This is a genomic window from Treponema maltophilum ATCC 51939 (genome assembly GCF_000413055.1).
Taxonomy (GTDB): Bacteria; Spirochaetota; Spirochaetia; order Treponematales; family Treponemataceae; genus Treponema_C; species Treponema_C maltophilum.
In genome coordinates, this window is record NZ_KE332518.1 from 2,482,512 (window position 1) to 2,496,650 (window position 14,139).

The 14,139-nt window shown below is 38.7% G+C and carries 19 protein-coding genes and 2 pseudogenes; 12 read left to right on the top strand and 9 right to left on the bottom strand.

Going from position 1 to position 14,139, the window contains the following annotated elements; all coding sequences use genetic code 11:
• Nucleotides 1-9: 9 nt before the first annotated feature.
• On the bottom strand, nucleotides 10-885 hold the full coding sequence (locus HMPREF9194_RS11465; protein ID WP_016526545.1) for a ketopantoate reductase family protein: 876 nt from the start codon (nucleotides 883-885) through the stop codon (nucleotides 10-12).
• 81 nt (nucleotides 886-966) lie between these two features.
• Nucleotides 967-1,311: a winged helix-turn-helix transcriptional regulator gene (locus HMPREF9194_RS11470; RefSeq protein WP_016526546.1), complete on the bottom strand. Its 345-nt coding sequence runs from the start codon at nucleotides 1,309-1,311 to the stop codon at nucleotides 967-969.
• Between the two features lie 132 nt (nucleotides 1,312-1,443).
• Between HMPREF9194_RS11470 and HMPREF9194_RS11475 the strand changes: the two genes are divergently transcribed.
• The 3 genes and pseudogenes from HMPREF9194_RS11475 (at nucleotide 1,444) to HMPREF9194_RS11480 (ending at nucleotide 2,418) form a co-directional block, all read left to right on the top strand.
• Nucleotides 1,444-1,734, top strand: coding sequence for a nuclear transport factor 2 family protein (locus HMPREF9194_RS11475; RefSeq protein WP_016526547.1), 291 nt, complete (start codon nucleotides 1,444-1,446; stop codon nucleotides 1,732-1,734).
• 212 nt (nucleotides 1,735-1,946) lie between these two features.
• A pseudogene (locus HMPREF9194_RS12195) lies at nucleotides 1,947-2,174 on the top strand (BrnT family toxin); the annotation flags it as partial.
• Nucleotides 2,146-2,418, top strand: a complete 273-nt coding sequence (locus HMPREF9194_RS11480) for a BrnA antitoxin family protein (RefSeq protein WP_016526548.1) — start codon at nucleotides 2,146-2,148, stop codon at nucleotides 2,416-2,418. The pseudogene HMPREF9194_RS12195 and the gene HMPREF9194_RS11480, both read left to right, overlap by 29 nt.
• Before the next feature lie 230 nt (nucleotides 2,419-2,648).
• On the opposite strand, the gene HMPREF9194_RS11485 is transcribed toward HMPREF9194_RS11480, so the two are convergent.
• From HMPREF9194_RS11485 to HMPREF9194_RS11495, 3 genes are all read right to left on the bottom strand, one after another.
• The gene (locus HMPREF9194_RS11485; RefSeq protein ID WP_016526549.1) at nucleotides 2,649-3,086 is read right to left on the bottom strand and encodes an alpha/beta fold hydrolase; all 438 of its coding nucleotides are present in this window, start codon (nucleotides 3,084-3,086) and stop codon (nucleotides 2,649-2,651) included.
• Between the two features lie 72 nt (nucleotides 3,087-3,158).
• Nucleotides 3,159-3,557 carry a PIN domain-containing protein gene (locus HMPREF9194_RS11490; protein WP_016526550.1) on the bottom strand — a complete coding sequence of 133 codons (399 nt, stop codon included), beginning with the start codon at nucleotides 3,555-3,557 and terminating at the stop codon, nucleotides 3,159-3,161.
• Nucleotides 3,541-3,819, bottom strand: a complete 279-nt coding sequence (locus tag HMPREF9194_RS11495) for a hypothetical protein (RefSeq protein ID WP_016521328.1) — start codon at nucleotides 3,817-3,819, stop codon at nucleotides 3,541-3,543. Before HMPREF9194_RS11495 ends, HMPREF9194_RS11490 begins: the two co-directional genes overlap by 17 nt.
• Before the next feature lie 240 nt (nucleotides 3,820-4,059).
• On the opposite strand from HMPREF9194_RS11495, the gene HMPREF9194_RS11500 reads away from it, so the two are divergent.
• The 3 genes from HMPREF9194_RS11500 to HMPREF9194_RS11510 all read left to right on the top strand — a co-directional run bounded on the left by HMPREF9194_RS11500 (nucleotide 4,060) and on the right by HMPREF9194_RS11510 (nucleotide 7,092).
• Nucleotides 4,060-5,037, top strand: a complete 978-nt coding sequence (locus HMPREF9194_RS11500) for a pPIWI-associating nuclease domain-containing protein (RefSeq protein WP_040846362.1) — start codon at nucleotides 4,060-4,062, stop codon at nucleotides 5,035-5,037.
• Nucleotides 5,038-5,374: 337 nt separating this feature from the next.
• Nucleotides 5,375-6,094 (top strand): DUF7019 family protein, encoded by a 720-nt coding sequence (locus HMPREF9194_RS11505; RefSeq protein ID WP_016526552.1) that lies wholly within the window; start codon nucleotides 5,375-5,377, stop codon nucleotides 6,092-6,094.
• A gap of 425 nt (nucleotides 6,095-6,519) precedes the next feature.
• On the top strand, nucleotides 6,520-7,092 hold the full coding sequence (locus tag HMPREF9194_RS11510; protein WP_016526553.1) for an SAP domain-containing protein: 573 nt from the start codon (nucleotides 6,520-6,522) through the stop codon (nucleotides 7,090-7,092).
• Between the two features lie 48 nt (nucleotides 7,093-7,140).
• Here HMPREF9194_RS11510 and HMPREF9194_RS11515 read toward each other — a convergent pair whose 3' ends face one another.
• Entirely contained in the window at nucleotides 7,141-7,509 is a 369-nt protein-coding gene (locus tag HMPREF9194_RS11515) for a TfoX/Sxy family protein (protein WP_016526554.1), read from the bottom strand.
• An 86-nt stretch (nucleotides 7,510-7,595) separates the two neighbouring features.
• The gene (locus HMPREF9194_RS11520) at nucleotides 7,596-7,994 is read right to left on the bottom strand and encodes a VOC family protein (RefSeq protein WP_016526555.1); all 399 of its coding nucleotides are present in this window, start codon (nucleotides 7,992-7,994) and stop codon (nucleotides 7,596-7,598) included.
• Between the two features lie 185 nt (nucleotides 7,995-8,179).
• Between HMPREF9194_RS11520 and HMPREF9194_RS11525 the strand changes: the two genes are divergently transcribed.
• Nucleotides 8,180-8,773: a TetR/AcrR family transcriptional regulator gene (locus HMPREF9194_RS11525; protein WP_016526556.1), complete on the top strand. Its 594-nt coding sequence runs from the start codon at nucleotides 8,180-8,182 to the stop codon at nucleotides 8,771-8,773.
• A gap of 52 nt (nucleotides 8,774-8,825) precedes the next feature.
• A pseudogene (locus HMPREF9194_RS11530) lies at nucleotides 8,826-9,918 on the top strand (MATE family efflux transporter).
• A 148-nt stretch (nucleotides 9,919-10,066) separates the two neighbouring features.
• Here the strand turns inward: HMPREF9194_RS11530 and HMPREF9194_RS11535 are convergent.
• Complete coding sequence (locus HMPREF9194_RS11535; RefSeq protein ID WP_016526559.1) at nucleotides 10,067-10,582, bottom strand: hypothetical protein; 516 nt, start codon at nucleotides 10,580-10,582, stop codon at nucleotides 10,067-10,069.
• A gap of 201 nt (nucleotides 10,583-10,783) precedes the next feature.
• Between HMPREF9194_RS11535 and HMPREF9194_RS11540 the strand changes: the two genes are divergently transcribed.
• A complete protein-coding gene (locus HMPREF9194_RS11540; protein WP_016526560.1) occupies nucleotides 10,784-11,359 on the top strand; it encodes a YbhB/YbcL family Raf kinase inhibitor-like protein in 576 nt (191 codons plus the stop codon).
• Between the two features lie 106 nt (nucleotides 11,360-11,465).
• Here HMPREF9194_RS11540 and HMPREF9194_RS11545 read toward each other — a convergent pair whose 3' ends face one another.
• Entirely contained in the window at nucleotides 11,466-11,906 is a 441-nt protein-coding gene (locus HMPREF9194_RS11545; protein WP_016526561.1) for a Dps family protein, read from the bottom strand.
• Nucleotides 11,907-12,031: 125 nt separating this feature from the next.
• On the opposite strand from HMPREF9194_RS11545, the gene HMPREF9194_RS11550 reads away from it, so the two are divergent.
• The 3 genes from HMPREF9194_RS11550 to HMPREF9194_RS11560 are packed head-to-tail and all read left to right on the top strand — an operon-like array spanning nucleotide 12,032 to nucleotide 14,107.
• The gene (locus tag HMPREF9194_RS11550; RefSeq protein WP_016526562.1) at nucleotides 12,032-13,096 is read left to right on the top strand and encodes a threonine aldolase family protein; all 1,065 of its coding nucleotides are present in this window, start codon (nucleotides 12,032-12,034) and stop codon (nucleotides 13,094-13,096) included.
• Complete coding sequence (locus HMPREF9194_RS11555; RefSeq protein ID WP_016526563.1) at nucleotides 13,081-13,389, top strand: MGMT family protein; 309 nt, start codon at nucleotides 13,081-13,083, stop codon at nucleotides 13,387-13,389. The genes HMPREF9194_RS11550 and HMPREF9194_RS11555 overlap by 16 nt, the downstream gene beginning before the upstream one ends.
• A gap of 46 nt (nucleotides 13,390-13,435) precedes the next feature.
• On the top strand, nucleotides 13,436-14,107 hold the full coding sequence (locus HMPREF9194_RS11560; protein WP_016526564.1) for an HAD family hydrolase: 672 nt from the start codon (nucleotides 13,436-13,438) through the stop codon (nucleotides 14,105-14,107).
• Nucleotides 14,108-14,139 lie beyond the last annotated feature (32 nt).

Here is a 14,139-nt window from a genome sequence, read left to right on the forward strand (position 1 = left end):
TATTTATATTTACAGCCCGGTAAGGTATTGATACAACTGCAAGTGCAGAGATCGCATTTCATCGGGCGCTTTCATCGAGTGCCGGTACATAAATAAATTTCCGAAGCGGCTTTTAAAAACCTGAGTAAAAACGGCTTGCAGAACCGGAGCCGGCAGCAATCTCAAAAGATGCATTTTCGGCGGCGAAAGTTTTACTCCCGAGCGGTACAATTTTTGAAAATTGTTTTTTATGTGCCGCGCCGTATCGTTCATAATATCCGCTTCTTTCCAAACTTCTTCCGGATTTTCGGCTTTATAATACGCATCGGCAATCGGGACAACCAGCGCCAAGTGACACAGTTGCCAGGCATGCATGTCTTTTACAATCCGGTATCGCACCCCCGCCGTCTTAAAAAGAGCCGCGAGTTTTTTCAGCCGCTCCGATGAGTTCCCGTCGATTTCGGCAAATGTCGTCGCCTGAATAAGAGGCGGCGTAAAGTCCGCTTTCAGCACGCCGTCTTCATAGCTGCCGCCCGCTCCCGGAAACGCGGGGATAATACGCCCTTTGCCGCACAGGTTCTCCCAGTCGGCGTAAGGTTCAAGCGTATTGACCATTGTAACGATGTTCGGGCTGCCGTTCGACCGGAGTTCTTCGAGCGCCGTATGCACTTGATTTTCTTTTACCGTCAAAAAGATAAAATCATAGATATCATCGTTTTGCAATACATCGATAACTTTAACCTTTGCTTTATACTGTTTGCCGTTTTTTTCATACAGCAAGCCGCGGGTTTTCAGCGTTTCAAGTTTTTTCCCTCTTGCGTACACCGTCGTGTCATAGCCCGCTTCGGCGAACACGGCGGCATACAAACCGCCGATTACGCCCGCACCGTAGATTAAAATTTTCATTTGTCGATTGCGGCCTCCTCTGAATTGAAAATTATTCCACAAATAGATTTCAGTATAAAAAACTAAAATGTTGGTGTAAATTCAACTGCTTTTTCCTTTTTGTATTTTATGTAATTCGGCGATATAACTCAAACCGAAAATCTCAATCTCGTCTAACACTTTTTGAAATTTAGTTCCCAATTTACTTAAAGAGTATTCAACATGAGGCGGGACTTCGGCAAAGACTTTTCGGTCGATCAGTTTATCTTTTTCAAGCTGACGGAGCTGTCTTGTTAAAACAGTTCGAGTTGTTGCAGGCATTAATCTTTGAAGTTCATTAAACCTTTTTGTGCCCGTACTCAGATGATATAAAATTATAATCGCCCATTTCCCTTGCAATACTCTTTGAGTAGTAGCGAAGGGGCACTTATCATAAATCGACATCATAAAAAACTCCTTTGCAGTAGTATATTAGATACCATGTATTATAAATATTCGTACTTGTAAAATCAAGATAAGGGAGTATAATAATACCCGTAGAAGAGGGGATTTCTTCTAAATATTTACCGGAGGAATTTTATGAAAAATGAAACAATGAAGGTATTTGATGCTTATCGCGATGCATTGGAACGAGGTGATTTTGCAGGAGTTTTTGCAACAATCTCCGATGCTATTGTATGGCACATGGGAGGCGAAAGTTCGCTTTCAGGTACGGTTGTAGGGAAACAGGCATTGGGAGAGCGTTTAGGGGAATTTGCAAAAAGGAGCGGCGGTACATTTAAAGTTATTACCAATTGGGCTGCAAGTAATGATTGTTTTGTTGCTGCAAGTGTTGTTTCCGCAGCGCAGAGAGAGGTTCCGACAAGCTGAATGATCCGGGCATTGATCTATTCAAAATAGAAAACGGCAAGATACAAGAAGTATGGACTTTTGCCGAACAACAATCGGCAGAAGATACATTTTGGGACAAAGTATAGAATTTTTATGTGTTATAGGTAATTCATCATAGTAAATAAAAGACGTCTAACATCCGCTCCAAGTTGATATTGCTTCAGTGCAATGATGCGGGTTGAGCGGAACTAGAAGAAATATTGGAAGTATTTGACGATCCTGCATTTTTGACAGGATATGATTTCGAGCATTCCGAAAAAGAAGATAGATATTACGGAATCGGAAATTTGAACGGAATATTGATAGTTCTGGTCTTTTTTACTGAAAAGAAAAACAGAATACGGTTAATATCCGCACGGCAAGCAGATAAAGACTTGAGGGAGGAATATTATGATTACTCCAAAAAAATTAACGGCTGAAAGATTGGAAGAAATAAAAAATTATCCTATATCGTATGATGAGGATAGTCCTAAATTAACAAAGAAACAAATTGCAAGGCTAAGACCGGCGCATGAAGCATATTGGAATGTAACACCCGTTAAAAAAACAATTTCCATAAAAATAGATGCCGATATTCTTGCGGTCCTTCAGGCGTTAGGTAAAGGCTATCAGACCAGAATAAACAGTATTTTAAGAAAAGCTATTACTACAGGTGATTATTAATTTAACATTTATCCTCAGCGTATGCCTTCCAATAAGTCCGGTATGTTGTTGTATTAAGTATGCGGACTCTTTTTCTAGTTGTGTTTGTTCGCGTTGAAAGCCGATGTAAAAGTTGTAGAAATCGGTGACGAAACTGTTATTGACGGAATAAAATCTAAATGGGTTAAAATATTACTTCCAATTGAAACGATAAAAAATAATAAAAATATATATGGTTGGGTTTTCGGCGGTTATTTGACAGATAACTTAGAACCAGTGAAGCTTTGCAGCCAATTATCAAGGAAGCGCATTTGCTCTTCCGTATGAAACCGGTGTTCCCCGTTTTTCATGACGGTAAGCGTTGCGCCGATTTGATGTGCAAATTCGGAAATTATTTTAAAAGATGTCAGATTGTCTTTTGCGCCGTACAAAATATGTGTCGGCGCCGCCCAACGAACAGGATGTTCCCTTACATAACGAAGGTATTTCCACGAAAGTTTTTCTCCGAAAGGAGTATCGATTTCACCCTTATCGCGGAGTTCGTTTTCGCTTACATTAGCCTTCTTCATCATGTTTATAATCAGATTTTCCATGTTCACAACGGGAGAAATAAAATGCGCCCTTTCTATCGGCATATCGGATAAAACGTGCATGGTAAAAAACGCGCCAATACTGTTTGCTATAATCATCACGGATTTGCAGTCTTTAAAAACGGAATCAAAATACGGCGAAAATTCTTTTTTTGCTTCCCGCTGCTCTTATTATGTTTTCCAGTTTTCCAATTTCAATAACGGAATATTTTTAAAATGCTTTGTATTATTGGTTACTAAAGTCAAATCATTGTAAATTGCCGTTGCTGCAATAAATAGATCCATGTCTTCTATTCTCATTGCTTTGGAATACATGTTCGCTTTTATATCGGCAAATAGTTCCATAATACCGATATTCAACTCTTCGACAGGGTAAATTTCGCGAATACGATTCACTTTTAGCATATTAGTCCGTTCATTCTGCGAGCGTTTTGTACCGAATACAAGCTCTGCATACGTAATCATCGAAATGGAAATAGGAATATTTTTGTTTTCCTCGAATTTTGCCAATACCGTCTTGTCGCCTCTCAGTGCGAATATTATGATGTCCGTATCAATCAAATATGCCATCTACAGCCTCGAATCTTGTTGAATTGACGCGGGAAGTTCTTATATCGTCAATAATTTCTTCTGCACTTCTTGTATCTTCCCATGCTCCTGAAAGTTTCAAAAATTCTTCTGTGGCATTTTTCGGTTTTACGGGAACGGAAGTAAAATAATTTTGCAAAATGGTAACGACTTGTTGGCTGATTGAGCGGTTATCACGTTTTGCGGCGAATTTCAATCTGTCGTATAAGCGGTCATCCATGTCGCGGACTTGTAACATTGCCATGTTTTGCCTCCGTTTATAATATACGGCAGGCTGCATGAAAAATCAAGCAAAGTTCATGTCAAATCAATATATTTTTCATACGATCCCCACACAAACATTATAAATATTATGTAGAAAGATTTAATTTTTTGTTTTGCGCTAATTTAAGCATCAAATAAATTTAAGTTGAAAATCAGTGTTTTTATGATATAATGGGGAAAGGGGTGTTAGAGCGATATCACTTCGCACAGCAGAAAAAACATGAATAAATTCGAAAAAATGTTACAAGCACAAAATAAATTAATGAATAGTTATAAAAATCTGCTTCCTGAAATGACATATCTAAATTCTCTTTCAAAAGAGATTAAGCTTATTAATCAACCATTTAGAGATTTTCTATCTCAGTTTAATACATTTAATGAAATTATTCCACCTCCTATGATTTCACAAATCAATGAATTAGCAAATATTATAAAAAATATTACTCCTGAGTATACAAATTCATTTTTACTTTCTTCATCAATGCTTGGATTGTATAGTAATTTAACTATTCAAATACCTGATTATCTAAATACCTTTTCGGATTTATCTCACTCATTGATTACTACATCTCAGTTATTGTCTTCAGAAATTACAAAGATGAGTTTAAGCTATTCTCAATCAAAGATAAATAAAAATATTATAGTAGACTATTTAATCGCACCAAAAGTATCTGGTGCTGCACATTATCAATCTTTGAAATATTTAAAATATATAGAAAAAGAAATCGATAGTGATTCAGAACAGGAATATTTAGATTTAGTTGACAACAATTGTTCTAAGGCAGAAGAAAAAATTATCAGTATAAATAACTCATGGAGTATACTGTTAAAAGGTGCGGAAGAATCCTTAATATCAAAAAATCCCGACAAAGTAAGACATACAATTACTTCTTTACGTGAGTTAATAACGCAAATACTACATACTTGTGCACCAGATGATGATATTAGAAAAATATATATAAATCAAAAATATTATCATGATAACAAACCAACAAGAAGAACTAGAATAGATTATATTTTGCAGAAAAAATATCAAAACTCAGATTTACTTGAAATAATTGACAAGGATATCGATGCAATAGTTGAACTATTTAATCTTTATCAAAAAGGTACTCATCAAATACTCCCCACATTAAAAGATGAAGAATTAATATTCATTTTAAAAAGAACAAAGCTTCTTGTAGAACAACTATTATGAGAATATACGAATGTTAGCTGCCGTTTCAATGCAAAAGGCAAAAATAGAACTATAGCTTAACAAGTTGTAGTTTTACTTGAAAAGGGGTTAAATCAGCGCGAATCAAATATAGAAAGACGTAAACAATTAATGGAGAAGCTCGACAAGCAGCAGATATCAACCGAAATGAAGAAAATTGATCCGGTTTTTCTTATCTATAAAAATTGGTAATTAAGAACACTTGCTCCTGCTGATAGTGTTCACAAATGCAGGTAAGCAAATATTAAATTACTCATGTAAAAAATAGAAAAGTAATATAAAATGCTATCTAATAGTAAAATTATAGAAGGAGATTGTTATGTATGAATTAAACCGTGAACTAAAAAATTATCAATATATAAATATTCAAAAAGTGAATAATTTATATTTTCAATCACTTGATAGTATTCTTAAAAGGTTATCATATACATTATCATTAAAGTTTGGAAAAGTAGATTTGTCAACAAACATTGATGCGAAAAACAAAGATACCCACGCCAAGATTATTGCTGTATATGAATATCTTAAGAAGAAAAATTATCTTTTTGAGCCTGAAGACAACCTTATGTATAATGAATTTTATTTTACATTAGAAAAATTACAATTGCGTAAAGTCATTATAGATGGTTCAATAATTGATTCAGCATTTCAAACTGATAAAATTAATATTTGGATTTCCGAAGATCGTAGATTTTCAAAGTATAGAGAAAAATCACCACTGATATTAGTTTCTGACAATCTTCATGATAAAATGAGTGCAATGGACGGCAGTTCTGGATATAGTATTTTCAGCCAATTAATGGAAAATTATCTTCAATGCAGTGATTTTTCAATAAAAAACATTAATAATGATATCAAAATAAATTTTGCAAATGATCCTGTAAAATATCTAAAACAATTGGGATGTTTTATATCAGACAAGGCTGATTACGAAGTTCTATGGGAGAAAAGAGCAATACTAAAAGATGATTCATATAATATTGTTTTTACATTTGCTTATCCCCTATTTATTGCTAAGCAATACACAAGAAGATTCTAACAAGATATATTGTCCTAAAACGCAATGATAGGACACACAAGGCTGCCCTATAAGCGGAATCCGATTTTTTTCTTTTTTTATCGTTTAGTGGGGATAGATTTCATCTGCCAATTGCTTGTTTATTCGATGTGTTATTCATGGTAGAAAGATGTGATTTTCATTCTGTATCAGTTTAGATTGTAAATGAGGGCTTTTTGTGATAGTATGAGGAAAGGTCGACAGGATGACGCTTCGCGCAATGAATATCCTGTTCAATTGACGCCTTCGACGCTGGAGATAAGGAGGTAAAAGGATTGAACAATGACAAAACTTGCTGATACAAACCTTTTCGTTGGTGATATTAATGATAATATTGCCTTGTCAGAAACTGATTGGGCTGTAGTCCATGCAACTCAGACTATTCATTACCATAAGCAAAAGACTCTATGACAATAAAAGAATTTAAGAATAAATATTGGTACATGAGTGAACTCAAAGCATTTGCAAAGTCGCTTGAAATTCCTTTTGATTCAAAAACACGAAAGGATCAGCTTGAAAAGATGATTATTGAATTTTTGGAAACCGGAACGGTAAATCAAAAGAATCGTTTTCGGATTAAAAGTCGAAATAGAGATATATTGAATAATCATACTTATGTTGAAAATTTCAGCAACAAAAAAGAAACGTGGGAATTCATACAGAGTGAAATGGATAAACGAGTTCCGGGATTAAAACCGAAATCGGGTGCAAAATATTGGCTTAATCGCTGGATTGAAAATAAACTTTCTCATGGCAAGAAAATAACTTATGATGATGTTATTTGTGAATATATTCGGTTAAACCAAACTGAAGGAAGGCTTCCGCAAATTCCATCCTGTAAATTTAATAACTTTATAAGTGATTATCTGACAAACGAAAAAAATGCAACAAGAAAAGAGGCTTTGGAAGCATGGAATAAGTTAAAAGATATGAAGGCAAAAAAAGATTATATAACGTGGAAAAAGAATAAAAATACATAGAAAATTTAATCTAACATCGCGTCAACGCTATATTTTAGAAAGTATTGACTATTGGGAAAATAAAAAATATGCTGTAGTAGTTAATACCCCATGTTTTTCATTCCCCCTTTTCTTTTTCGGCGCCGGTAATTCATCATACATTGCGTTAAACAAACCGGTTATAAATGCTTTGTCATCGACTTCATCTACTAAAAGCATTTCTTTTGCGCCCTGATACGGCAATTCGTAGGAAGCGTTCGGCATATACGCAATTGCCGAGGGTATCGCTTTTACCAGCAAGCGGTCATCGTAGATACCGCCCACAATTTTATCTCGATAGTAAATAATAAATTCTCCCATCATTGCGCGATAGCGTATGTCTTGCAATTCCGATAACTGTTCCAAAATAAAATCCAAATATGTTTTACTCGATGCCATAATTATCCATTAAACCTGTTCGGAAACTTCCGTTTCTGAACAGGTTACCTTTCTCTCTAAAATTTCAATAGACCATCTTCGTCAAATTAAAAATTGGGACCCCAAGATACTTCCCAATAGTATCCATCTAAATCGGAAAAATATGCATGATATCCGCCCCAAAATACTTTTTGCGGCTCTTTAACAATAGTTCCTCCGGCTTTTCTTACCAACTCAATAACGCTATCTACATCTTCTTTGTTTTTCACATTGTATGTCAATGTAATTCCTGAAAAGCCGGTTCCTGTCGGCGGATTATTTTCATCAATATCTTTTGCCAATGAATCCAAAGGGAAAAGTTCAAATTTTGTTCCCGGTGTATTAAAAAAGCATACCGGTGGATTATCTTCTTTACAGTCTGTCTTATATCCCAACCCGTCTCTGTAAAATTTTAATGCTTTTTCCATATTTTGCACGCCTAAACAAATACATGTTATTTTATTCATTTCTCACTCCATACATTTCAGATTGCTGATTTCCTTAATCTACTGTTTTTAACTATTATTTGTATATACTGTTCATTTCGCGCTGTTTACAAAGTGTTTTTTTACTTGACATCACTTAATAATAACGCTATATTAAAAACCGACAGCACTGTCGGTTTTTTTGACAGGCAAGGAGGGACTTTATTTTGAAAGAAGAAAAACAAAAAGTCGGACAGATGAGAAAAAGAGAAATTCGAGAAGCCGCAAAAAAATGCTTTTTAGATAAAGGCTTTCAGAATACAACAATGGAAGATGTCATTACTGAAATAGGTATGAGTAGAGGAGGCGTATATCATCATTATGCAAGTACAACTGAAATGCTAAAAGACTTAATGCTTGATGGAAATGAATACAGAAATAGCTTGATAACTGAATATTTAGTGCATAATCGGAGCAAAGATAAATATCAGCAAATGGGTGATATTTTAACAAGTAAGGCATTAGCGAAAACCGATTTAATGAAGCTGTACGCACTTCTTTTGCAAGCAAAAAACTATAATCGGGATTTGGAAGATTTATATCAAGAACTAAAATTGCATACAACTAAAGAACTTGATCTCATTGCAAAGAAACTGGGAATTAGGGCACATATTTTTAAGGATGGTTTTTTAGTTCATTACATTAACGGTTTAATAGTGAGTTCGGAAGTGCTTAATGCACGGAATTCTTTTGACGCTCATAAGAAGTATATAAAAGAAACAATGATTCAATACATTATTGATCTTGAAAAAAATAACTAAACCAATAGGGATATTTGAAAATGAGAAATAATATTTTAAGAGGTGAGTTGCAATGAAACAAGATATGAAAACACAGCTATTAACTAAAAATCCTAAAGAATTGTTATTCAAGTTGGCTATCCCGGGAATAATTGGAATGCTGGTTATCGGTCTGTACCCGTTTATGGATGGGATATTTGCAGGGCGGCTTATTGGGGACTATGCGATGTCGGCAATTAGTGTATCCATGTCCTTGACAATTATAAATGGCGGAATATCGGCTTTGATAGGCGTAGGCAGTGCATCGATATTATCACGAGCTATCGGTAAGGGTGATAAAGAAACAATAGATAAAATATTCGGCAATTTTTGTTATTGGGTTATTTTATTTTCTGCAATTATCACAATAGCAGGTTTGATATTCGCACCTCATTTTTTAGATATGGTCGGTGCTAAAGGAAATATTAAAGAGCTTGGTGTTAGATATTTACGAATTGTGTTCTTTGGATCTCTATTTGTTAATTTTGCTCAAGCAGGTAATATGACAATGCGCGGCGAAGGATCATTAAAACCAATCAATGATGATTATGGGAACGGGAGCCATACTCAACATTATGTTAGACCCTATTCTTATAAAGCTCATGGGAGAATATGCTATTGAAGGAGCTGCTATCGCAACCGTATTATCTCAAATCGTACAAGTTTTATTAACATTTCATTATTTTTCAAATTTCGGAGCAAAACAATACGGGCGAGTAAAAGACACGATGAAGATTTTTATATATGGAGCAACTATTCTTGCGGCAGTTTCGTGGATACCGTCAATGTTTTGTTCCGATACATTACTGTCGTTATTCAGTGTAAGACATGAGATTATTGAAGCCGGTGTTAAAAACTTTAAGATGTTTTATTCCACATTTATTTTATACGGAATTATGATTATGACACTGACCTTTTTTCAATCCATTGGAGACGGTAAAAAAGCAGGGATCATTGTACTGTTGCGACAATTGGTATTATTTGTTCCGGCGATACTTCTGTTGCCGAAATTATTCGGAGTGTCAGCTGTTTGGTGGGCGGAACCTATTGTAGATTTTACAATGATTATAGCCGGATTGTTTTTAATGCTTAATGTAATGAGAAAAATGGGAAAGGATGCCGTCTAAGGAATTCCTTAAACGTAAAATAATGAACTTTCTACGTACGCAGTAATATATGCTGCTCACAAATCTTACTTTGATAGCAGTGATAAACTCTCATTACATTCGTGTGATTGTCTTATATCTCCCAACTTGCTTTCACAATTTATTCACATTACCGTATCAGCCGCATAATCGCAAATGCCACAGCGGATAATATAAGCGCCGTAAGCGTCATTGCAATCAGACCCTTTAAAAATCCCATAAAGTGGAACAGATAATCTTTATTACCTTTGCAGTTTTCGGTTCCCGGAAAAATGAACAGTTTTGCCGAAAGCGTGCAGATCATGAGCCAATCCACGATGAGTAAATCGACGGCGTTCCACATCATCGCCATAACCCACAAATGGCAAAAAATTGTGACGAAAGAAACGTCTTTTGCGCCGTAGGTACAGAAAACCGAAAAGATCGCCGTACCGGCAAGCAGAAAAAAAACGCAAACAAAAAAGACAATGGCGAGCCTTTTTTGATTTACACTCGGCTGCAGTATATGGGCACATTCTGTAACGTCTGCAGGATAATCGTGCGCTATTGTCCAGGGGAATCGGTGAACCGAAACCGCCACCATTGCCGCCCACAAGGCAGACCATATAATGCCATGAATAATGGCCGTGTGTATTTGTAAACTCATAATTACTCCGATACTCCGACTATCCTTTAAAGTGCGGGGTAAGTCAAGGGGGCGACAATAACAGGATGCAGTGATGCGTATTTTCGACGGAAGGGGAATTTTGCATGAGCTACGCGTTTGCCAATCTGCAATACGCAATCGACAACCGTGTGTAATCGCAGAACCATTGACTTACCGTATTTTATGAAGTAAGATGGAATTATGAAACTTATACGTATAACAATACCGTTGCTTACGGCGTTGCTGCTTATTTCTTGCGGCAGTTGCAAAAGCGGCAGCCGCAAAACAGAAATCTCTACGGGAGAGGGCGCGATGAAACTGACTTGTTCGGCTTTTGCCGACGGCGAAAAGATGCCGATAGAATTTGCAAAGCTCGGTGCGAACCGCATTCCGCCGCTGGAAATTGCCGGTGTGCCGAGCGAGGCAAAGAGCTTGGCGATTATCGTGCACGATCCGGACGCGCCGATGCCGGGCGGATTTTATCACTGGACGCTGTGGAACATTCCGCCGGAAACGACATCGATCGGGGCGGACAACGTGCCGGCAAACACCGTTGAAGGTACAACGAGCTGGGGAACAAGCGGCTATAACGGGCCGCAGCCGCCGTTCGGCAACCACCGTTATATTTTTTACCTGTATGCGCTCGACACAACGCTCAACCTTCCGGCCGGCAGCAAGGTTAAGGAACTGAAAGCCGCGATTAAAGATCATATAATCGAAACGGCTTCGCTTACGGGCATGTTCGCGGCAAAAGACAACCCCAAAGAGAACGACTAAAAAAGTCGGCGCACGGAACTCGGTGCTTTGAATAAAAGAAGGGACAAAAAAAGCTGTCCGAAACTTTCGTTTTCGGACAGCTTCACTTCGGCAAAGCCGCGCCGGCTTAGCTGACGTATGCTTTAAGCATCCACGCCAATTTTTGATATGCCTTCGTGTAGCCGTTGAACATATCGTTGGTCACGCTGTCACCCTCTTTGTCCGCGAGTTCGGCGATTTCTTTCGAATCTTTAATCCAATAGTCGGTGTCGGAAATAAGCGCCTTTATCGTCTGATCGGTCGATTTGGGACCGTTTTCCAATTCTTTAATCGTCGCAATCGACAAGGCTTCTTTCATATTCGAAACGGGGTTTCCGCCGAGCGCGAGAATGCGTTCCGCAACTTCGTCGAGAATATCGCCCGCTTCTTCATACAATTCTTCGAGTTTTGCATGAAGAGTAAAAAAATGACTTCCTTTCAAGTTCCAGTGCAGATTATGTTTTTTTACATAATCGACCAGTTGGTTTGCAAGATACAGATTTAATTTCTTTTCCAATTCCTTTGACATATGAGCCTCCTGTTAAGAATTCATCTCTTTGTAATTTTAAAGAAATGTATTATACTCACTGTGTTTAAAATATAGAAAAAAAATACAATTGTCAACAAAAAATTGTCGGGAATCGGGGAAAGATTATGAAGATATACAAACCGAACTTTGCGGCGGATTATCTTGAAGAAGCTCATCCGGCGATTTTGCAGCGTCTTGCGGAAACAAATACGGAGCAAACTTCCGGCTACGGAACTGACAAACACTGCGAACGCGCACGGAACCTGATACGAAAAGCTGCGAACAGCTCTGACGCCGCGGTTCATTTTCTTGTCGGCGGAACACAGACGAATGCGGCGGTCATCGACGCGTTTTTGCGCCTGTACGAAGGAGTTGTCGCGACGGGCACGGGACACATCGCCGTGCATGAAGCAGGTGCAGTCGAAGCGGGCGGCCATAAAGTGCTCACGCTTGCAGGCATTGCGGGAAAGCTTTCGGCAGAAACGCTTAAGCGGTATCTGCATGATTTTTATGCCGATGAAAACAGAGCGCACGCGGTTCAGCCCGGTATGGTCTATATCTCCCAGTCGACCGAATGCGGCACGCTTTATTCTAAAAAGGAACTGTCCGAAATTGCCGCCCTATGCCGCGAATATGCGCTTGCGCTTTACATCGACGGGGCGCGGCTTGCCTATGCGCTCGCCTCTCCGGAAAACGACGTAACGCTTTCCGACCTTGCATCTCTTTCGGACGCTTTTTACATAGGCGGGACAAAGTGCGGCGCTCTTTTCGGCGAAGCGCTCGTCATTCCCGATAAAAACCGCTTACCTCATTTTGTAACAACGGTAAAACAGCACGGCGCACTTCTTGCAAAAGGCAGGCTTTTGGGCATTCAATTCGAAACGCTTTTTGAAGACGGCCTGTACTTCCGTATCGGAGAAAATGCGATCCGTGCGGCAGACAAAATCCGCACATTCCTCGACGCCCACGGCTTCCGCCAATATTTCGCCTCTCCGACCAATCAAATCTTTATCGTTTTGAAAAACGAAGATTACGCTCTGCTTTCTGAAAAAATCGGTTTTTCTTTTTGGGAAAAAGCGGACGAAGCGCACACCGTCGCCCGCATTGCGACAAGCTGGGCAACGACCGGCGAACAGGTTGAACGACTGTTGAAAGTGCTTTCGGAACATTCATCATGCGGAAAATCGTAACGGAAGATTTAATATACGAAATCCTTTCGGCGGTCGAAGAAATCCCCGAAGGTAAGGTCGCAACTTACGGGCAAATCGCACGTCTTATCGGCAGGGACAAAAATGCGCGCCTTGTAGGAAACATACTGAGCCGCGCTGAAGATTACGGCGACTATCCGTGCCATCGGGTTGTCAATCATTCGGGCCGCCTCGCGCCGAATTTTCCGGAGCAAAAAAATCGCCTGCTTGCCGAAGGCGTTACGTTTAAAAACGACTCGTGCGTCGATTTGCAAAAGCACAGATGGGAAGAATAAGGTTTGCATGATGGACATGCGGCGTTTATTTATAGTACAATAAATAATGATATTCGATATACAAGCGGTCGCTTTCGATATAGACGGAACGCTGTACCCCGACTCCCGGCTTTTTGTGCGCCTCATTCCGTATTTTTTTAAAAACCTTTCCTTTTTTCTTAAGTTCAAACGCGTGCGTTATATTTTGCACAGAACGGCGCCGCTTCCCGATTTTTTTGAATATCAGGCGCGCCTTTTAGCCGCGTATATGGAAATCTCTCCGGAAGAAGCGCACCGGCTCATACGCGAAAAAATTTACGACGGACTGGCGCCCTTTTTCCCTTCGATAAAACCGTTTAAAAACGTGCAAAATACGCTGCGCTCTTTTAAAGATGCGGGGCTTAAACTTGCCTTGCTGTCGGATTTTCCGCCGGAGCAAAAAGGCGATTTGTGGGGCTGCAAACATCTGTTCGACTGCATTCTCGGTTCGGAAACCTGCGGGGCGCTTAAACCGTCCGCTTATCCGTTCGGGATTTTGCAGCGCACTTTGGGCGTTCCGGCCGAGCGTATTTTGTATGTCGGCAATAATATCCGAAGCGACGTTAAGGGCGCGCGCAATGCGGGTATGAAAACGGCCTATTTAACGCCCTTATGGCGAAGAATATTGCATAAAAAGCCGCGCGAAGCCGATATTTGCTTTAAAAACTATCGTCAATTGTGTAAAATTGTGTTACAGTAAATATAGATAACTTGTAAACCGGGTGGGGAAAG